This window comes from Staphylococcus sp. HMSC072H03 (genome assembly GCF_001809305.1).
Taxonomy (GTDB): domain Bacteria; phylum Bacillota; class Bacilli; order Staphylococcales; family Staphylococcaceae; genus Staphylococcus; species Staphylococcus hominis.
This window is the reverse complement of the sequence record NZ_KV796861.1, coordinates 1-20,123: the sequence shown is the minus strand read 5'-3', so window position 1 is coordinate 20,123 and position 20,123 is coordinate 1. Positions and strand designations below refer to the sequence as shown.

The window sequence follows — 20,123 nt, the reverse complement described above, 5'->3', positions numbered from 1 at the left end:
ATAACGGATTGATAACACTATTATAAATCAATTTATACAATTATTTAATTCTGTTTTTTCATAAATTTTAAAAAGAGATAATTTATTTTTTATAAATCATGAGTCAGTAATTGATTAACATTCAGCATGACTAACTTTATACAAATACTTTAATAATATATCGTAAAATTTTTGTATAAAATAAAAAAACTGTCAACAAAGCGAACACTTTGCTGACAGTTCAGGTTGCCTTAACCTTTAATAATAATTATTTTATTTAGCGCGATTAGACGTACCAAACTCTCTAATTTTGCCTTTTACTGTTTCTTTAATAGCTTCACGTGCTGGACCTAAGTATTTGCGAGGATCGTAAACTTCTTTATCATTGTTCAATACATCTCTAACAGCTTTAGCTGAAGCAATTTGATTTTCAGTATTTACATTAATTTTTGCAGTACCATAAGGGATTGCTTTTTGAATATCTTTAGTTGGAATACCTGTACCACCATGTAAAACAAGTGGCAATCCAGTTGATGCACCAATTTCTTCCATTTCTTTGAAGCCTAATTTAGGTTCGCCTTTATAAGGACCATGTACTGAACCTAATGCTGGTGCTAAAGTATCAATACCAGTTCTTTCGACTAATTCTTGACATTCTTTAGGATCAGCATAGATGATACCGCCTACAACATCATCTTCTTGTCCACCCACTGTTCCTAATTCAGCTTCAACTGACACGCCATGTTGATGTGCATATTCTACTACTTTAGAAGTAATTTCAATATTTTCTTCAAATGGACTATGTGAAGCATCAATCATTACTGAAGTAAATCCAGCATCAATAGCTTCTTTACATTTTTCAAAACTTGAACCATGATCTAGGTGGATAGCTACTGGTATAGTAATGTTTAAATCATGCATTAAACCTTCTACCATTTTAACTACTGTATAAAAACCACTCATATAACGTGCAGCACCTTCGGAAACACCTAAGATCACTGGCGCGTTCTCTTCTTGAGAAGCTTCTAAAATAGCTTGTGTAAATTCTAAGTTATTTAAGTTGTATTGACCAACCGCATAACCATTTTCTTTCGCATCGATTAACATTTCTTTCATTGAAACTAATGGCATGAAAGTTCCTCCTTGTATCCAATTACATAAATTTTCAAAAATTATTATAGCAGATAATATTTTTTATTGCATGCTTAATTTAAAAATAATTGATAACTTTTGAAGCTTCATTGCATAAAATATTATATTTCATTACAATACTAATGAAATGGAGGATAATCATGTCAAAGATACTACAAACACAATTAACGGGTATATTTAATCGTTTAGAAGACCAAGCGTTAGACATACAAATGGCTGCTCAATGTTTAATCCAAGCTATTGGTGGAGAAGGATATGTATATATTAATGGTTATGGAGATTTAAAATTTTTTGAAACTTTTATATTAGAAAGTGATGAAAAATTAAATTCTAGTAAAAAATTGAGTGAATTAAACAGTTTAAATGATTTAGACACAACTGATCGTGTATTTTTATTCTCTCCTTTTTATACTAAGGAGGTTGCTCAAGATGTTCAACAATTAATAGACAAAGATATTGATTTTGTATTAGTATGCAATCGTCCTAAACAAGAAGATTTCCCTGAACATCTTATGCATTTTGTAAACTTATCAACTCCGCGTCCGATTGTATATACTGAGGATTACGATAAAATTGTACAACCTCATACAATGGCGTTTAATTACATTTACTATGATATATATACACAAATGATTGAAATGACTAGAGACTTGGAATTATAAATTAACTTTATAATCATTAGCGCCTAACATGTACAACCTTTATCTTCTATATAAATTGATATAAATGAAGCGGAATAGACTACTTTTAAAGTCTATTCCGCTTCTATTTTGATATTTTAATTTTGTTGGTGTTTATAAGCAGCTTCTACAAAAGCTTTGAAAATTGGCTGTGGTCTATTAGGTCTAGATAAGAATTCCGGATGGAATTGACAAGCAATGAAGAAATCATTTTCTGGAATTTCTACCATTTCCACTAAACGACCATCTGGACTAGTACCAGAAAAGACCATTCCTTTATCTTCTAATTGTTCTCTATAAGCATTATTAAATTCATAACGATGACGATGACGCTCTTCAATATTTGTTTCATTATAAATGTCATGTGCCAAAGTATGATCTTTAATAGTACATGGATAAAGACCTAAACGTAATGTGCCACCTAAATCTTCGATATCTTTTTGTTCAGGTAACAAATCAATAATTGGATATGGTGTATTTGGATCAAGTTCTGCTGAATGAGCATCTTTAAGTCCTACAACATTTCTTGCAAATTCGACAGTTGCTAATTGCATTCCTAAGCAAATACCAAAATAAGGTATATTATTTTCCCTTGCATATTTGATAGCTGAAATTTTACCTTCACTTGCTCTAAAACCAAAGCCACCAGGAACTAAAATTCCATCAACATCACTTAAATAACTCTCTACATTTTCGTCTGTCACTTCACTTGAATCAATCCATTTTACTACAACATCTTTTTTCAATGGATAACCTGCATGTTTTAGTGATTCCACCACTGACAAGTATGCATCTTGTAAACTTACATATTTACCAACTAAGCCAATAGTAATCGTACCATCTAATGAATTAACGGTATCTAATAAATATTGCCATTCATCTAATTGTGTATCGTATTTAGCATCTAAATCTAAGCGTTTAATTACAATATCGTCCATATTTTGAGCACTTAATTGTAATGGGATTTCATATAATGACGATGCATCTCTACATTCAATAACACTTTCTTTATCTATATCACAGAATAAAGCAATTTTATCTTTTAAATCTTGAGTCATTTCATATTCTGTTCGAACAACAATTAAATCAGGTTGAATACCTAAACCACGTAATTCTTTTACACTATGTTGTGTTGGTTTAGTTTTCATTTCTCCAGCTGCTTTAATGTATGGAAGTAATGTACAATGAACATACATAACATTCTCACGGCCAAGGTCACTTCTAATTTGGCGAATAGCTTCAATAAATGGAAGAGATTCAATATCACCTGTTGTACCGCCTATTTCGGTAATGACCACATCCGCATTTGTACTTTCTCCAGCTAATAATAAGCGTTCTTTAATTTCATTTGTAATGTGTGGAATCACTTGAACTGTTCCACCTAAATAATCTCCACGACGTTCTTTTTTTAGCACATGTGAATATACTTTACCTGCAGTGACATTCGAATATTTATTTAAATTGATATCTATAAAACGTTCATAATGTCCTAAGTCCAAGTCAGTTTCAGCGCCATCATCTGTAACAAATACCTCTCCATGTTGATAAGGACTCATTGTACCAGGATCAACATTTAAATATGGATCAAATTTTTGAATTGTTACTTTAAGTCCTCTGTCTTTTAACAATCTTCCTAGAGAAGCGGCTGTAATACCTTTACCTAAAGATGAAACTACTCCGCCGGTTACAAAGATAAATTTTGTCATTGTCTGACCTCCTAATTTATTAAGGGTTGCTTCCTTACTCTATCTCTACAAAATTTAAACATTTCCTAAAAATAAAAAAATCGCTCCCTCTCACAAATTTGTAAGGGGAGCGTATAACATTTATACACGTGTCCTAATTAAAGGAGCCCGAATAAAATTTTAACATTTTTCATTCAAAAGTCAATTAAAACTAATATTTAGTCATTAAAATCTTCTGCGTCTTCAAATGCTTCTTCTTCACCTTCAGCGATGTCATCATCTTCATCTTCTTCAATAACGATATCTGAACCGTCAATATCTTCTTCATCATCATCAGCATTATCTAATGTTTCTTGGTCATCCGTTTGAGCTGGAATATCATCATCATCATCCATTTCATCCTCACCAAGTAACTTAAGATTTTCATCTTCTTCATCATCGTCATCAAGAATATCAAATTTTTGAATTGTTGGTGCAATTTTTTCTTCAATATCATCTACTGAATACCAATCACGTAATCCCCATTGATTTTCACCAACATTTAAGAAACGTCCATCTGTATTTAAGTCAGTATAAAATTGTACAATACGATTTTCAATTTCATCATATTCATAATTACCGAGACTTTTAAATTCGTCAATAATATCATAGAGATTCATTGTTGACCCTTTATCGTGTAATAAAGTATAAGCCATATCGATAAATGATTTTTCATCAACCATTTCTTTAGTATAATCTTGAATTTTCATTATAACTAAACTTCCTTTCAAAGGATTTTATTATCTTTACATTGCTTTTATTAATAGTAACAAAGATAAATTATAAATGACATTTTATGATTTCGCAATTGCTATTCAATTAGTAATTAATATATTTTTTGAAAATAACTAAGTCATCTGATTGATCTGTCTCAACAAAGCCGCTACTAATACATAATGGCTTAAGTTCATTATTTTCCCCAAATAATGTAATACCTATACTTCTTATTTCTTTAAAATGTTTACGTACATATGTAGGAAGTTGTCTTAAAGCACTCCCAGCAATCCCCTCTTTTCTTTGATCTTTATAGACTTCTATTGCAGCGATGTTTAGATGAGTATCTAGATGTTCGAGTGCAATAAATCCAACTTTTTGATCATCTTTTAATAAATCAATAATTTGATACATTGCAATATTTGAATTTTTATTCTCAACTAATTTCAATGACGATACATGTTTAGAATCCAAATCTAAATAGTATAAACGTTCTTTACCGATGGGTCCTTCTTCTTTAGTAGCAGTATGCATGAATCCAGCACGTTCATATACATTCCATGCCCCTTCATTTTCAGTATCAACAACTAAATATAAATGATTGAAATCTGGAAATAATAGTTGAACATATTGAGGTAAATACATCATCATAGTTGTACCATAGCCTTGTCCTTGAAATTTTTCATTAATAGACAATGATCGAACATAAACGACATGCTCAGGTGTATCATATCCTTCATGTTGATAATACTGATGAAGTATGAAGAATCCTACTACATCTCCATTTTCATTAATGGCAATATTAGCTACTCGATTTTCATCTTTTAAAGCATCTTCTAATACAGATTTAGGTAATGATGAATAAATTTGTTGTCGTTCGCTTAATTCAAAGTTTAAGACATCATCGCGATATTGTTCTTCAAATTCCTGAATTGTAATATTTTCAAATTGCTTTACTATACTCATAAAATTAACCCCTATATCTCAAAGTTGTTTTAATAATATCATATATAACCTTTAAATCTTATAAAATAATCTATTTACTCTAATATTTACTATTTATTTTATAATATTGTAAAATAATTGCAATTCGTCAAAATTATTATAGTATTAACATGTCATATATTAATTTTAGAGGTGAAAAAAATGAGAGTAGGTATCGATGCCGGCGGTACATTAATTAAAATAGCAATGGAAGATGATACACACCGTACATTGTCAACTGAATTAACAACAGATATAAATAAAGTCATTCAATGGTTAAACCAAAATGAATTCGAAAAAATCAATTTAACAGGTGGTAACGCAGGCGTTATTGCTGAAAACATCAAACAATCATCCCAAATATTTGTTGAATTTGATGCTGCTTCAAAGGGATTAGGTATTTTACTTAAGGAGCAAGGCCATCATATTAATCAATACATATTTGCAAACATAGGTACTGGTACATCTTTACACTATTATAATGGTCACCATCAAGAACGTGTAGGCGGAATTGGTACGGGTGGCGGAATGATTCGAGGTTTAGGTTATTTATTGACTGAAATATCTGATTATGAAACACTTACAAATCTCGCTCAATCTGGAAATAGAGATATTATCGATTTAAAAGTTAAACATATATATAAAGATTCTGAACCGCCTATTCCTGGTGAACTCACTGCTGCAAACTTTGGCAATGTACTAAATAATATGAATGAACATTTTACTAACTCAGATAAATTAGCATCTGTCGTGGGTGTCGTTGGCGAAGTGATTACAACGATGGCGATTACAGTAGCTCGTGAATGTCAAACAAAAAATGTTGTTTATATTGGGTCTTCTTTTAATAATAATCCCTTACTACGAAAAGTTATTGAGGATTATACTGTTTTACGAGGATGTCATCCTTTTTATATTGAAAATGGTGCATTTTCAGGTGCAATCGGTGTCCTTCATTTAAGCTAATTCAAACTAAAAACATTAACATAAAAATCCCAATAGATTTCTTAAAAAAGAAACCTATTGGGATTTGATTTAAAATGATAATTCATTAGATACTTTTTGTGGAGAAACAATGGTGCCTACGACTCCAGGTTTTAAGTCTACTGCGACAGCTTGATCATTATCTCTTAATTTATCAAGCCATTCACTAAATACACTACCTTCAATTTCGATTAAATCACATTCTTCAAAATCTTTATCACGAACTTTTCGTGCCCGATTTTTAATACTCCATACAGGCATAATATTAGGTTTTTGATTTTCTTTATCACTAATAAGAATAAATCTTTTTTCCCCTTTACGTGTTAAGCCAAAAACATGATTTTCTTTTGAAATATCTTTTGCAAATTCTTTAAGACGAATTTTGTCTAATTCAGACATGAGTTCATTCATCATGTCTACAACTTTGACAATATGTCCCTCTTCTTTACTTGAAGTATTGATTAAAATTTTATCACTTTCATCAAACAATTCATCCATATCATACGTAACGAACGTATCAATATCAATATTTAATAGTCGATCAAATTGAATGTCTGAGTGATTTAAATACTCTTTTGCGATGTCTTCATTCGTCCACATTCCTGTGTAATCACCATCTTCATGATGAATACGAATTAATTTTTTATTTTTACTAGCCAAAATAATGACTTCATTAATTAATATCTCTTTGAAATAGTCATTATGCTTATATTCCATTACAAACCCTCTCTCTTAATATACTAATTAAATGTTAAATTATATTAAAATTAACGTCAAACATCCATATTCTTTTTTATAATTAATTTAACCTATACTCTAACTTAATTAGTATCATCAAGTTCACTAATAAATGCTTGTTCTAATTGTTCAACTTCTTCTTTAGAATCAGCATTCCATATACATCCAAAGCGAGAATTCACTTCATCTTTACCAAACCAATCACCGTCATAATACGAAAGAGGATAAAGCACGCCTTGTTTAACATATTTTAAAATAACATTGAAGAAACGAGTATTATCTCCTCTTGAAAAATAACTATAAAATTTTTGATAGTTAGGATTTAATTCATCTTGTAATAGTAGCATGCTTGTCGAACCATTTTGTCTAAAATTCAAATCTATAGCAAATACATTATCATTTTCATCTAATAATAAATCAAATCCTGCCACACCAATAAAGCCTAAGTTCACTCCATTTTGCATAATTTCACGACCAGCTTGAATCACTTTTTCTGGAACATCATGCACATTTTCATTTCCTGCGTATAGACCATATTTATCAGTAATTTGATGGGCAGTACCTAGATAGGTGATACCTATTTCTTTAGAATATGCAAATTGGACACAATAATTTTTAACTGCTTCTATTTTTTGTTCAATGATTAAATTATCGGTAGCATGGGCCGCTTCAAATATTCGTTGAGTTGCTTTTTCTAAGTCTTCATCGTTATAGCAAATCATTACGCCATAACCACCTGCAGTTGGTAATTCATCTCCTGGCTTAATTACAAAAGGATAATCCCAATCTTTGATACGACCTTTGAAATCTCTAATTGACACAATTTCACGGTCTGGTAAATATTTATGATTTGTCCATTCAGGAATACGTGATTTATTATTTAAAGCTACAAAAACGTCTTTATCAATGGCATACGCTTCGTCATCTACTATGTCATTGTTTTCGATATATTGAAAATATATTTTTTTCCCTTCTTTATTGATAATCTCTTGTAACAAGCGTTCATACGTTTCACGATCTCTAAATGTATAAAGATGCTTTGGTATTTTTTTACCAATAAGATCAAATAGTTGTTGTAATTTATCTGTAATACTCGCTTCGTGTACAACAATCGGCATATCCTTAGCGATGATCATTTCACGACCAGTCAAAAAATTAGACTGATGCTCTTCTGTTGTGAGCCAAGGATTCAATGCATAAGAAGGTCTTGAATTATATACAATATTTTCATCATACAAATCACTTAACGTTAACTTTGGAACATTATATTCATTTTTCATTTTTTTACCCCTTTATTTGAGAATGTTGCTCCACAACCTCATCAAATAGTTTTTTATTTTCAATTAATTCTAGTCCCATAAGAGCAATAATTTTTGCGCCACGAATCAAAGCTTGATCACCATGAACACTTGCAGCTGCTTCTCTAAAACGGTGTGTATGACCTACTAAATTTCTTGAGCCAATTTTAACATGTGGATGAATTGTAGGAACTATATGACTAACATTTCCCGTATCTGTCGAACCAAAACCAAAATCATCATAACTTACTTCTTCGCCAACTTCTATGGCATATTTTTCAAATAATTCATCTAGTTTAGGTGTTTTTATAAATTCATTTACACCATTTTGAATAGGACCAAATTCATAGTCACAACCCGTTTGGATGGCTGCACCCCTTGCAATTTGATTAACACGTTCTGTTAAAATATCAAGTTCTTTTCTAGTAGTGGCACGTGTATAAAATCTCGCATGTGTATAGTCAGGTATAATATTAGCAGCTTTACCTCCATCTAAAATTACACCGTGTACACGATGACTTTTCTTAATATGTTGACGTAATTGAGCTACACCATTGAAATAAGAAATCATCGCATCTAATGCATTTAAAGCCTCATCCGCATTTTCTGAAGCGTGGGCGCTTTTACCATAAAATTTAATATCAAGCACATCAACGGCTAATGTATTTATCGTTGGATATGTTTCATTTCCAGGATGAATCATAAGTGCAATGTCAATATCATCAATCACACCGGCTTTTACATATGAAGCTTTTGCACTTCCATTTTCTCCACCTTCTTCGGCAGGACATCCTAATACAACTACTTTTCCACCAACATGATCGATGACTTGTTTAAGTGCTATTCCTGCTAATACACTTGCTGTCCCAATGATATTGTGGCCACATGCATGACCTAAACCAGGTAAAGCATCATATTCAGCTAAATATCCTATAGTTGGTCCTTCTTTTTCAGACTGGTAAGTTGCAATGAACCCAGTAGCATGTCCGGCAATATCTGTTTCTATCTCAAAATCATTTGCTCTTAATTGATCAATCAATGTTCTTGATGCAAATATCTCTTCATTGCCTAACTCAGGACGCTCGTGTATACGATGGCTTATTTCGACATAATCGTACTTTTTATTCTCTATATAGTCTAATATCTCTTGTTTACTACTCATCAATCTATACTCCTTTTATACACGAATATTAATATCTATATTTATTTAGACATCAAGTCAATCAATTTCTTGATGTATCTTTAAATTTAATTATTACTTATTTTATCGGATTTACTATAGATTGTCATCACATTCATTTGAATTTACAAAATTTTCTTACAATAAGCATTTGAATCACTTAATTAAGAAAATTGTAAATGATTGGCACTCTTGTTACAATCATATTATTCAAACAATGTATTTATAGGAGGAAATAATATGACTAAAATGAACGTTGAAAGTTTTAATCTTGACCATACAAAAGTAGTTGCTCCATATATTCGCTTAGCAGGCACAATGGAAGGGATTAATGGAGACGTTATCAAAAAATATGATTTACGTTTTAAACAACCAAATAAAACGCATATGGATATGCCAGCGCTACATTCATTAGAACATTTAATGGCTGAACATATCAGAAATCATTCTGATAAAGTTGTAGATTTAAGTCCTATGGGTTGTCAAACTGGTTTTTATGTTTCATTTATTGATCACGATGACTACGAAGATGTATTAAATATTGTTGAAAAAACTTTAAATGATGTGTTAGAAGCTACAGAAGTTCCTGCTTGCAATGAAGTTCAATGCGGCTGGGCTGCTAGTCATTCTCTTGAAGGTGCTAAAGCACTCGCAAAAGAATTCTTAGATAAACGTAATCAATGGAACGACGTTTTTGGTGAAGGCAAATAATTAATAATTAAATAAACCATACCCTACCTAAAGCATTTAGGTAGGGTATGGTTTATTTAAATTTTATTATAATTTTTTTACGATAGCTATTAAAATGAATTGAAGTGGTAATCTTAAGTATAATGCCCACTTAGGAACAGATTTATTTCCTAATGGTAATTGCTTTCTTGCCATGTAAACGTTTGCTGGTAAAACTGCAAGTAAAAATGCATTAATACCTTTTTTCAACCAATCCGCAGGTCTTTTGGCTAATAACATAACTCCAAAGAACATTTCAAATACGCCTGTCACTAAAACTGCTGTTTTTCGTAATGGTAAATACTCCGGTACAATCGATCTAAATTGACGTTCATTTGTAAAATGTAGTATTCCTGCTGTTCCAAATGCTAAACCTAGTAAATATCTCATTATTTTCATAATTATTCAACTCCCATTTCTTTTAAATAACTTTTTCCGTATTTTGGCAATTCAACATTGAAATTATCTGCTATTGTTGCACCAATAGAACTAAATGTTGTATCACCTGATAATCTATGATAATTATTAATTTTAGGACTAAACATCAATACAGGAATATATTCTCTAGTATGATCTGTTCCCTCTGCAATTGGATCATTACCATGATCAGCAGTAATAATTACTAAATCGTCTTCTTGAAGGTTGTCGATTAACTCAGGCAAACGTGAATCAAAATCTTTAATGGCTTGTGCATAACCTTCTTTATCACGACGATGACCATATAAAGCATCAAAATCAACAAGATTTAAAAAACTTAATCCATTAAAGTCTTTTTTGACAACTTCTATTAACTTATCCATTCCATCCATATTATTTTTTGTACGAATGGCTTCAGTTACACCTTCGCCATCATAGATGTCATTGATTTTACCAATAGCAATAACATCATAATCATTATCTTTTAATGTATTCATAACAGTTTTACCAAATGGTTTTAAAGCATAATCATGACGATTAGATGTACGCGTAAAGTGTCCTGGTTCACCAACATATGGACGTGCAATAACACGGCCAATTAAGTACTTAGGATCTTTAGTTAATTCACGAACCTTTTCGCAAATATCATACAATTCTTCAAGTGGGATAATATCTTCATGTGCAGCAATTTGTAATACAGGATCTGCACTTGTATATACAATTAAATCACCTGTTTTCATTTGATGTTCGCCCAATTCATCTATAATTGCAGTACCTGAAGCAGGTTTATTTGCTACAACTTTTCGACCTGTCATTTCTTCAATCTCTTGAATTAATTCATCAGGAAATCCATTTGGATAAACTTTAAATGGTTGCATGATATTTAGTCCCATAATTTCCCAATGTCCTGTCATCGTATCTTTTCCAACAGAAGCTTCACTTAATTTAGTATAAAAAGCACCTGGTTGTTCAACTTTATTGACCACTGGCAAATCTTCAATATTACCTAATCCTAATTTTTCTAAATTAGGTAATGATTGGTTAAAACCTTCTAACGTGTGTTTTAATGTGTGTGAACCTTCATCATTAAAAGCTGCAGCATCAGGTGCTTCACCAATACCTACTGAATCCATGACAATTAAATGCACTCTTTTAAATGGTGTCGTCATATTTAACACTCCTACTCTGTAATTATTTTATGAATTAATGTTGGTGTTTTTGCTTGCGCTTTAATTTCGATACTTTCGTCAAGTTTCTTAATTACATCATCAACATTTTCACGATTACTGTGAATCGTTAATAAAGATTCTCCTACATTGACGTTGTCTCCTACTTTCTTATTCAACACAATGCCAACACTTAAATCTATGTCATCTTCTTTCGTTTGTCTTCCCGCACCTAACATCATTGAAGCAACTCCAATTTCATTAGCAATAAGCTCTGAAACTACACCACTTGATTTTGCTTTATAATCAATTTGATATTCGGCAGTCGGTAATAACTCCGGTGAATTGACAACTGAAGCATCTCCACCTTGATTTTCTAAAAATGTTTTGAATTTATCTAATGCTGAACCATTTTCAATGGCTTCATTGAGCAATTGACGCGCCTCTTCAAGTGTATTTGCTCTTTCAGCAAGTACGACCATTTGTGAACCAAGCGTTAACACTAGTTCAGTTAAATCTTCAGGTCCCTGACCATTTAAGGTATCAATCGCTTCTTTTAATTCTAAAGCATTCCCAACCGCACGACCAAGTGGTTGGCTCATATCTGAAATAATAGCCATTGTATTTCTACCAACATTATTTCCTATACTAACCATAGCATGTGCTAAAGCCTCGGCATCTTCTAATGTTTTCATGAATGCACCATTTCCAGTTTTAACATCTAGGACGATTGCATCAGCACCCGCGGCAATTTTCTTACTCATGATAGATGATGCGATTAAAGGAATAGAGTTAACTGTTCCTGTAACATCTCTTAATGCGTATAGTTTCTTATCTGCAGGTGTTAAATTGCCTGTTTGTCCAATCACTGCAACTTGATCTTCATTAACAAGTTTAATGAAGTCCGCTTCAGAGATTTCAACATGGAATCCATCAATAGATTCTAACTTATCAATCGTACCCCCCGTATGTCCTAAACCACGGCCACTCATTTTGGCAACTGGCACTCCCACTGCGGCTACTAATGGTGCCAACACTAATGTCGTCGTATCTCCAACGCCACCAGTTGAGTGTTTATCTACTTTAATACCATTAATTTTTGATAAATCAATAACATCACCTGAATTAACCATTGCCATAGTTAAAGCTGCACGTTCTTCTTCATTCATATCTTGGAAAAAGATTGCCATCGCTAAACTAGAAGCTTGATAATCTGGGATATCTCCATTGGTATATCCTTCTATGAAAAATTCGATTTCTTCTTTAGTTAATGTCTGTCCATCACGCTTTTTTTCAATGATGTCTACCATTCTCATTGTGCTATCCCCTTTCTCGGTTGTTGCATTTCTAAATGATGTTAAAAAATATATTATTAATAATCAGAATTTGATTCTAAACCTTTGACAATTTGAACACCAGCACTTGCTCCAATACGTGTAGCACCTGCATTAAGCATTTTGTGAAAATCTTCAAGATTACGCACGCCACCTGAAGCTTTAACCTCTAATTCGTCTCCCACAGTGTCTTTCATTAATTTCACATCTTCTGGTGTAGCGCCTCCCCCAGCAAAGCCAGTTGATGTTTTAACGAAATCTGCACCAGCAGCTTTTGCTAGTTCACTTGCTTTCACTTTTTCATCGTCTGTTAAAAGAACAGTTTCAATAATAACTTTCACTATTTTTCCATTAGCTGCGCCAACTACGCCTTCGATATCTTTTTGAACGTCTTCATATCTTCCATCTTTAAGTGCGCCTATATTGATAACCATATCAATTTCAGACGCGCCATTTTTAATCGCATCTTCTGTTTCAAAAATCTTTGTAGCAGTTGTTGTAGCTCCAAGTGGGAACCCAATCACTGTACATACGAGTACATCAGAATTCACAAGTTGTTCAGAAGCATACTTAACGTGGGTCGGATTGACGCAAATCGATTTAAAATGATACGCCTTAGCTTCAGAAATAATTTTATCAATCTGTTGACGTGTTGATTCTGGTTTTAAAAGTGTATGATCAATATATTTTGAATATTCCATAAAAATTTCCTCCAATGTATTGCTCGAAAGCCAACTATATTAACATAATTTATATGTTTCTCTCATTTATATAGTACAAAAATTCGCAAAAATTTTAAACAAATGTTATCTTTATTTTGAATAAAATGTTAAGGAGAAGATATTCATGACAAACGGTACACCTCATATTCAACCTAATGGAGCTAAAATTGCTAAAACAGTATTAATGCCTGGGGATCCATTACGCGCAAAATATATTGCTGATCACTTTTTAGAAAATGTTGAACAATTTAATGAAGTACGTAATATGTTTGGATACACTGGCACTTATAAAGGTAAAGAGATCTCAGTAATGGGTTCAGGTATGGGTATTCCAAGTATTGGAATTTATTCGTATGAGCTTTATAATTTCTTTGATGTTGATACAATTATCCGAATTGGTTCATGTGGTGCATTACAAGAGAATGTGAATTTATATGATGTCATTATTGCTCAAGCTGCTTCAACTAATTCAAATTATGTAGATCAATTTAATATTCCTGGTCACTTTGCTCCAATTGCAGATTTTGAGTTAATTACTAAAGCTAAACAAGTTGCTGATGATATCGGGGCAGTTACACATGTTGGAAATATTTTATCATCAGATACATTTTATAATGCCGATAAACATTTTAACGATAGTTGGAAGAACATGGGTATCTTAGGTATTGAAATGGAATCAGCTGGCTTATATTTAAATGCGATTCATGCTGGTAAAAAAGCATTAGGTATTTTTACTGTAAGTGATCATATCTTAAGAGATGAAGCTACATCAGCTGAAGAACGTCAAACATCATTTACTCAAATGATGGAAATTGCTTTAGAAATCGCTGAATAATCACTTATCAATGTTACTATTAAAAGTTAAAGAGCCATTGTAGACGTTTTATCGTCCACAATGGCTCTTTTTAAAATAGAATACTTAAACTAAATAAGATTTAAACATCCAATTATGTTTATCTACTGATGTTTGCATACCAATAAACATATCTTCTGAAACATCGTCTCCTGCTTCTCCTGCAACTTCAATTGCTTTTCCAAGTTGTTTAGAAATTTGAGTTAAATCTTCAGAGAAAGCTTTAACCATTTCTTCAGCAGTGTAATGTGTCTCTGCTTCTTTTACAATTGAAAGTTCTAAACTTTCTTTTAATGTTGCTACTGGGTTACCTCCAATTGCTAAAATACGTTCTGCTAAATCGTCTACATATTGACTAGCTTCATTGTATAATTCTTCAAATTTTTCATGTAATGAGAAGAAATTAGGACCTTTAACATACCAATGGAAGTTGTGTAATTTTGTATATGCTACTGTCCAGTTTGCTACTTGTTGATTTAATTCTTTTACTACATCTTGTTGAGTCATCGAATCTCTCCTTTTTTGTACTTTTATACAGCCAAGTCTCTCTTTTACAATCATAATTATATTATAATAATTATAATCTGTAAAGTCATTTTACACACGCAACTTAAAAACACTAATATTTATGAATAAATATATAGAATCATTATCAAAAGTTTTATAATATATAATCAAAAAATATAGATATTATCAATTAAAAAATAGTTTTCTCATTTATTGTCTATCATCATCAATAAAGAATGATTTTTCATATGCGTTTGGTTTATGCCAATGTGTTTTCCACATTTTATCTCTATTATTAGCAAACAGTCGATAACCTAAATTTCTTATTGGTAATGGCATTACTCTAAGTAGTATGCCTAACCATTTTTTACTACTTAATGTTGTGATTAATTTTGCTACTGCAGTAGTCTCGTAATATAAACGATCTCCTTCTTGTAGTATCACACTATTTTTATTTTTAGCTTCGGGATGTTGTTTAAATAAATGTTGTCCCGCTTCTCCTTTTAACGTCGCAAACTCATAATTTTTAGGTAAACCATGTTGTATTAGCCAAATACAATAATTATAACAATACACACAATTTCCATCGTAATAAACGATTGGCATGTTCCGTCACCTTCCTTTTTAACCTATTTAATATATTCCTTTTACAAGGACTCATTAAACACAAAAAAGTGGATATAGAATTTATTTCAAATTCTATATCCACTTTAACTAATTATACATTATGCTGTTTTTATCTAACTTGTTTGACATTATGCATCATGGTTCACTTTTACAATACGTGTATATTTTAAAAATTGTTGTGAATATTTATTTTTGATATCTTCTAACTTTTCGTATGTTACGCCAATAATATGCCAATTAGGATTAAAATGATAAAAAGAATTTTTTTCACGAGACCAAGTAATCATGTTACCGTCTTTATTATATCTAGGTAATGTAACTTCGTACCCTTCTAAAACATTAATATAAGTTTGAAATATATCTGGATCAAGTCTATTAAAGTTATCAATCACTAAGTAACTTTTGTCATTTTTAGGCATAAGTTGTGTAATAAAACCTTCTCTATAATATAAGGCACCTGTCTCATTAGGTAGATATTTGCCATATAACATATCTTCACTAAAGTCAGGGTGACCACTAGTAATAACTGGATTAGCATTCGTTTTTTGTAAAAGATTATTGGCTGCTTTCAAACCTTCTTCACGTTTATCTACAACGAGTAAAATAAAAGGTTTAATGGTCTCATCATGATCCGTATTGAATCCTGGTTTTTTAATAGTCTCAAATGGTGTTCTAATCCCATCATTTTCACTCATGTCTATAATAGCATCGTATTGTGCTTGACTCATACTTGCTATTGCTTGCTTAGCATTTTCTTGTAAAAAGTATAAGTTCTTTAATTTAGGATGTTTATTTAGTGCTCCTAATGTAACAGGAGTGATATTCTTTTCATAATAAATCTCAATTGCAGTACTATTAGTACGACCAGGAATTGGAGGTTTTTCATGAATATGACGAGATACTTCACCAATTCCTACGACCGATTGATTACTATTCTTATCATAAAATATTAAATTATCCCCTACTTCTAATTGGTTATAAAAATGATAACCATTCCGTTTAATTCCATTATAAGTATGTGTAAAAATCGTATAATGGGTATCAGGTTCAAATTTTTCAGTTTCAGATAAAAAGAAATATCGAGGTAATTGAATGTTACCTTTTCCTAACTCAACGATTAATTGAAACTCCTCTTTTGTGAGTTGATTTATTAACGTTTCTCGCATATTATTCATTCGATAATCTAGCACTTCACTACGTTTTAAATAGTCAGTAGTTAAAGGCTTTAACTCTTCATTAAATTTAAATTCAACTCTAATTTTATTTTGTGCTCCTGTTTGAACACTAATAATTTCCCCAATTCCTAATAATCCAGTATCTGTTTGTACTTGATAAAAAATCACTTGATCGCCAATTTTAGCTTTTTTGAACGCTCGAAAACCCTGAGTAGGATTGAACTGTGCTCCAGACTCAAATAAAGTTGTTTGTCCAACTAATGGTTCATTATGGTTCCATCTTGTATATCCACAATTTAACCAAAAGTAATTTACTTCTTCTGCCATCTAGAATCTCCTTCTTACTTATTTTAAATTTAGCATCTTTATTCATGTATATATTAATATTAATTTTAGCACCTATTAGTCATTTTTAGATCGCTTAAATTTAAATATATGAATAGTCTATAAGATTTCGTTTTTTTTATTTTATCATATTTTTTTAATAGAGTTGACGTATTATTAAATCACTTTTTAAATTCAAAAAAGTGAAATAGAATCATATGAATCCTCACAAAATTCCATTTCACTATTAAAATATACTATCTCATTATTTAAACATTATTAGATTTCCGATTAACAGGAAGCGGAAGATAAAAAACTTCTAGATTCAGCTATCACACAAGAAAATCATGCTAGATATAGAAATTATTCCAACACGTCTGCTTATAAATTAAATTGATTAACTAAATATAACTTATAATTAGAGTGAACTCTCCTTCAAATACGCTATCTAAATCTTCAGAAGTTAAAATAAAATTAGATCCCTTTTCTAGCTTAAAGATTTCACCATCTGTAATCACTTGTCCACGACCTTCTAATACAGAAATAAGACAAAATTCACGAGGCTTCATATAATTAAGCGTTCCACTTATTTCCCATTTAACCATTGTAAAAAAGTCATTAGATACAATTTGGCTACGTTTATGATTTTCTACAATTGTAGTTTCAGGTACTATAGTAGGTGCATTTGCAGTAAATTGAATCACGTCTAATGCTTTGCTAACTTCTAATGATGATCCATCAGTTCGATTACGTTCATAATCATATACTCTATATGAAATATCAGATGATTGCATTGTTTCATATACTAAAACGCCAGAACCTATAGAATGAAGCATTCCAGCTGGTATAAAATAAAACTCACCTGGTTTAACTTTGATTCTTTCTACTGCATCCAACACCGCGTCTTCTTTTATCTTATTCTCAAATGTTTCTTTTGAATCAGCAGAAGTACCGAGTATAATTTCAGCGTCTTCTTCTGCATCAATAATATACCAACATTCAGACTTACCATATTGACCATTTTCAAATTCATATGCATACGAGTCGTCAGGATGAACGTGAATAGATAGAGGATGTCTTGCATCCACTATTTTACATAATAAAGGGAAATCTTTACTTGGAAAGTCTCCAAATAATTCTCTATGATCATTCCATACTTGATCTAATGTTTGACCAGCATACTGACCATTTTCAATCATATTTTTTCCATTCGGATGTGCAGAAATACCCCAGCATTCTCCAGTTTGTTCACTTGGTATGTCGTAATTAAATTGATTTAACTTATTACCGCCCCATATTTTTTCAAAGAAAATAGGCTTTAAAAATAATGGCATGATTGCACCTCCTAAAACACGGTTATTGCTTCTCTCTTTATTTTAAAGTGAAATATCGTATTTAAATGATTATGTATAATTAGAACAATTGATGACCCATTTTATCTTTAAATTACTATCTATTTAAGCTTTTAATATATCAGATAACTAATTCTATATAAATGCTATTTCGCTTCTATAGTTAAATAAAAATTTTCACTCATATGTTTATTATATCAATTTCATTATTAATTTAATAGAAATTATATATATTAATAAAAAAGAATAGAACAGCAAGTTTTAAAACTCACTGTCCTACTCTAACACAGAACTTTTCATTTGTAATTAATTATCTAACTTAACTACTCAAAACGAGATAATGCTTCTTGAATAGATTGATGCCCTGAAAGAATTTGAAATTCTTTATTTTCAAATTTATTTTCAGAAGTCGCTACGTGTTTTAATACAGAAGCCACATCTTCGCGTGGAATTGTACTTCCTTCATCAAAATACAAGTCAGCTTTAATTTCACCAGTACCTGATTTATCTTCTAAACCACCTGGATGAACGATTGTATAAGTTAGTCCAGAATTTCTTAAATGATTATCTGCATAGTGTTTTGCAATTGTATAAGGTTTTAAATCTCCACTTGCATCAAATGCTTCACGACGTGAATCGTAAGTAGAAACCATTACATAATGTTTAACATTTGCTTTTTTACTTGCTTCAATCGTTTTCACTGCACCATCTAAATCAACAATGATTGTTTTATCAGCACCTGTGCTACCACCTGAACCAACTGAGAAAATAACTTTATCAAAGCCTTTGAATTTCTCAGTTAAATCATCAATACTATCTTTTTCTACATCTATTAAAATGGCATTAACACCTTGATCTTTTAACGCACTTTCTTGTTCTTCTTTACGAACACCGGCTGTAAAATCAACTTGATCTTCTTTTAATTGGTTAACCAATTTAGAACCTACGCCACCATTAGCACCAATAACTAATATACTCATAAACTTATTTCCTCCTTCAATTCATTTCATAGTTTATTAATACCACTTAGTATCATTTTTAAACTTATTTACTATATATCATTGACACTTAGACAAGGACACTATATATTAATATATGAATATATATTAATATATTAAAGAGGAGGTCTCATGTGATGTCCAATACAAATAAAGATAGAGATATATTTATAGATGAATACATGCTTAACCGTTTAACTGAGACATTTAAAGCGTTAAGCGATTATAACCGTTTACGTATTTTAGAATTGTTATATAAAGGTGAAGCTAGTGTTGGGCATATTACGCATACATTAAAATTAACTCAATCAAATGTATCGCATCAATTAAAGAGTTTAAAACAAGCAGGCCTCGTTAAATCGTCACGTCATGGACAATCCATGATTTATTCTATAGACGATCAACATGTTTCTACTTTATTAAAACAAGCCATTCAACATGCTCATCATCAAAGAGGTGAATAATAAATGTCTAATCACACACACCATC

At 31.3% G+C, this 20,123-nt stretch carries 21 protein-coding genes; 5 read left to right on the top strand and 16 right to left on the bottom strand.

Annotated features, from left to right (window positions below):
* Positions 1 to 252: 252 nt before the first annotated feature.
* Positions 253 to 1,110, bottom strand: coding sequence for a class IIb fructose-bisphosphate aldolase FdaB (gene fdaB / locus HMPREF2578_RS00105; protein WP_002448638.1), 858 nt, complete (start codon positions 1,108 to 1,110; stop codon positions 253 to 255).
* Between the two features lie 161 nt (positions 1,111 to 1,271).
* Here fdaB and HMPREF2578_RS00100 point away from each other — a divergent pair, with 161 nt between their 5' ends.
* Positions 1,272 to 1,793: a DUF2529 domain-containing protein gene (locus HMPREF2578_RS00100; RefSeq protein ID WP_019835604.1), complete on the top strand. Its 522-nt coding sequence runs from the start codon at positions 1,272 to 1,274 to the stop codon at positions 1,791 to 1,793.
* Between the two features lie 116 nt (positions 1,794 to 1,909).
* Here the strand turns inward: HMPREF2578_RS00100 and HMPREF2578_RS00095 are convergent, their stop codons facing one another.
* From HMPREF2578_RS00095 to HMPREF2578_RS00085, 3 genes are all read right to left on the bottom strand, one after another.
* Positions 1,910 to 3,517, bottom strand: a complete 1,608-nt coding sequence (locus HMPREF2578_RS00095; protein ID WP_019835603.1) for a CTP synthase — start codon at positions 3,515 to 3,517, stop codon at positions 1,910 to 1,912.
* Positions 3,518 to 3,714: 197 nt separating this feature from the next.
* On the bottom strand, positions 3,715 to 4,245 hold the full coding sequence (gene rpoE / locus HMPREF2578_RS00090; protein WP_049414159.1) for a DNA-directed RNA polymerase subunit delta: 531 nt from the start codon (positions 4,243 to 4,245) through the stop codon (positions 3,715 to 3,717).
* A 109-nt stretch (positions 4,246 to 4,354) separates the two neighbouring features.
* Positions 4,355 to 5,215, bottom strand: a complete 861-nt coding sequence (locus HMPREF2578_RS00085; RefSeq protein WP_049414157.1) for a GNAT family N-acetyltransferase — start codon at positions 5,213 to 5,215, stop codon at positions 4,355 to 4,357.
* Positions 5,216 to 5,395: 180 nt separating this feature from the next.
* On the opposite strand from HMPREF2578_RS00085, the gene coaW reads away from it, so the two are divergent.
* Entirely contained in the window at positions 5,396 to 6,196 is an 801-nt protein-coding gene (coaW, locus tag HMPREF2578_RS00080; RefSeq protein WP_017175114.1) for a type II pantothenate kinase, read from the top strand.
* 69 nt (positions 6,197 to 6,265) lie between these two features.
* Here the strand turns inward: coaW and HMPREF2578_RS00075 are convergent, their stop codons facing one another.
* The 3 genes from HMPREF2578_RS00075 to HMPREF2578_RS00065 form a co-directional block, all read right to left on the bottom strand.
* The gene (locus tag HMPREF2578_RS00075; RefSeq protein WP_017175113.1) at positions 6,266 to 6,931 is read right to left on the bottom strand and encodes a DUF2750 domain-containing protein; all 666 of its coding nucleotides are present in this window, start codon (positions 6,929 to 6,931) and stop codon (positions 6,266 to 6,268) included.
* Positions 6,932 to 7,035: 104 nt separating this feature from the next.
* Complete coding sequence (locus HMPREF2578_RS00070; RefSeq protein WP_070468325.1) at positions 7,036 to 8,232, bottom strand: L-aspartate--L-methionine ligase LdmS; 1,197 nt, start codon at positions 8,230 to 8,232, stop codon at positions 7,036 to 7,038.
* Between the two features lie 4 nt (positions 8,233 to 8,236).
* Positions 8,237 to 9,412: a M20 family metallopeptidase gene (locus HMPREF2578_RS00065; protein WP_017175111.1), complete on the bottom strand. Its 1,176-nt coding sequence runs from the start codon at positions 9,410 to 9,412 to the stop codon at positions 8,237 to 8,239.
* Positions 9,413 to 9,670: 258 nt separating this feature from the next.
* On the opposite strand from HMPREF2578_RS00065, the gene HMPREF2578_RS00060 reads away from it, so the two are divergent.
* Positions 9,671 to 10,141: an S-ribosylhomocysteine lyase gene (locus HMPREF2578_RS00060; protein ID WP_070508185.1), complete on the top strand. Its 471-nt coding sequence runs from the start codon at positions 9,671 to 9,673 to the stop codon at positions 10,139 to 10,141.
* A gap of 66 nt (positions 10,142 to 10,207) precedes the next feature.
* Here HMPREF2578_RS00060 and HMPREF2578_RS00055 read toward each other — a convergent pair whose 3' ends face one another.
* The 4 genes from HMPREF2578_RS00055 to deoC are packed head-to-tail and all read right to left on the bottom strand — an operon-like array spanning position 10,208 to position 13,777.
* Positions 10,208 to 10,558: a DoxX family protein gene (locus tag HMPREF2578_RS00055; RefSeq protein ID WP_070508184.1), complete on the bottom strand. Its 351-nt coding sequence runs from the start codon at positions 10,556 to 10,558 to the stop codon at positions 10,208 to 10,210.
* Between the two features lie 2 nt (positions 10,559 to 10,560).
* Positions 10,561 to 11,745, bottom strand: a complete 1,185-nt coding sequence (gene deoB / locus HMPREF2578_RS00050; protein ID WP_070508183.1) for a phosphopentomutase — start codon at positions 11,743 to 11,745, stop codon at positions 10,561 to 10,563.
* 11 nt (positions 11,746 to 11,756) lie between these two features.
* Entirely contained in the window at positions 11,757 to 13,058 is a 1,302-nt protein-coding gene (locus tag HMPREF2578_RS00045) for a pyrimidine-nucleoside phosphorylase (RefSeq protein ID WP_070508182.1), read from the bottom strand.
* Between the two features lie 56 nt (positions 13,059 to 13,114).
* Positions 13,115 to 13,777 carry a deoxyribose-phosphate aldolase gene (gene deoC / locus HMPREF2578_RS00040; RefSeq protein ID WP_070508181.1) on the bottom strand — a complete coding sequence of 221 codons (663 nt, stop codon included), beginning with the start codon at positions 13,775 to 13,777 and terminating at the stop codon, positions 13,115 to 13,117.
* 145 nt (positions 13,778 to 13,922) lie between these two features.
* Between deoC and deoD the strand changes: the two genes are divergently transcribed.
* The gene (gene deoD / locus HMPREF2578_RS00035) at positions 13,923 to 14,633 is read left to right on the top strand and encodes a purine-nucleoside phosphorylase (RefSeq protein WP_049434884.1); all 711 of its coding nucleotides are present in this window, start codon (positions 13,923 to 13,925) and stop codon (positions 14,631 to 14,633) included.
* 84 nt (positions 14,634 to 14,717) lie between these two features.
* On the opposite strand, the gene HMPREF2578_RS00030 is transcribed toward deoD, so the two are convergent.
* From HMPREF2578_RS00030 to HMPREF2578_RS00010, 5 genes are all read right to left on the bottom strand, one after another.
* The gene (locus HMPREF2578_RS00030; protein ID WP_017176090.1) at positions 14,718 to 15,158 is read right to left on the bottom strand and encodes a Dps family protein; all 441 of its coding nucleotides are present in this window, start codon (positions 15,156 to 15,158) and stop codon (positions 14,718 to 14,720) included.
* A 210-nt stretch (positions 15,159 to 15,368) separates the two neighbouring features.
* Positions 15,369 to 15,764 (bottom strand): thiol-disulfide oxidoreductase DCC family protein, encoded by a 396-nt coding sequence (locus tag HMPREF2578_RS00025; protein WP_019835530.1) that lies wholly within the window; start codon positions 15,762 to 15,764, stop codon positions 15,369 to 15,371.
* 149 nt (positions 15,765 to 15,913) lie between these two features.
* Positions 15,914 to 17,287 carry an EVE domain-containing protein gene (locus HMPREF2578_RS00020; protein ID WP_049382646.1) on the bottom strand — a complete coding sequence of 458 codons (1,374 nt, stop codon included), beginning with the start codon at positions 17,285 to 17,287 and terminating at the stop codon, positions 15,914 to 15,916.
* A 398-nt stretch (positions 17,288 to 17,685) separates the two neighbouring features.
* Positions 17,686 to 18,618 carry a type I phosphomannose isomerase catalytic subunit gene (locus HMPREF2578_RS00015; RefSeq protein WP_017176087.1) on the bottom strand — a complete coding sequence of 311 codons (933 nt, stop codon included), beginning with the start codon at positions 18,616 to 18,618 and terminating at the stop codon, positions 17,686 to 17,688.
* Positions 18,619 to 18,959: 341 nt separating this feature from the next.
* Entirely contained in the window at positions 18,960 to 19,616 is a 657-nt protein-coding gene (locus tag HMPREF2578_RS00010; protein ID WP_002448697.1) for an SDR family oxidoreductase, read from the bottom strand.
* 155 nt (positions 19,617 to 19,771) lie between these two features.
* On the opposite strand from HMPREF2578_RS00010, the gene HMPREF2578_RS00005 reads away from it, so the two are divergent.
* On the top strand, positions 19,772 to 20,098 hold the full coding sequence (locus tag HMPREF2578_RS00005) for an ArsR/SmtB family transcription factor (protein ID WP_002448641.1): 327 nt from the start codon (positions 19,772 to 19,774) through the stop codon (positions 20,096 to 20,098).
* The last annotated feature ends 25 nt before the right edge of the window (positions 20,099 to 20,123 follow it).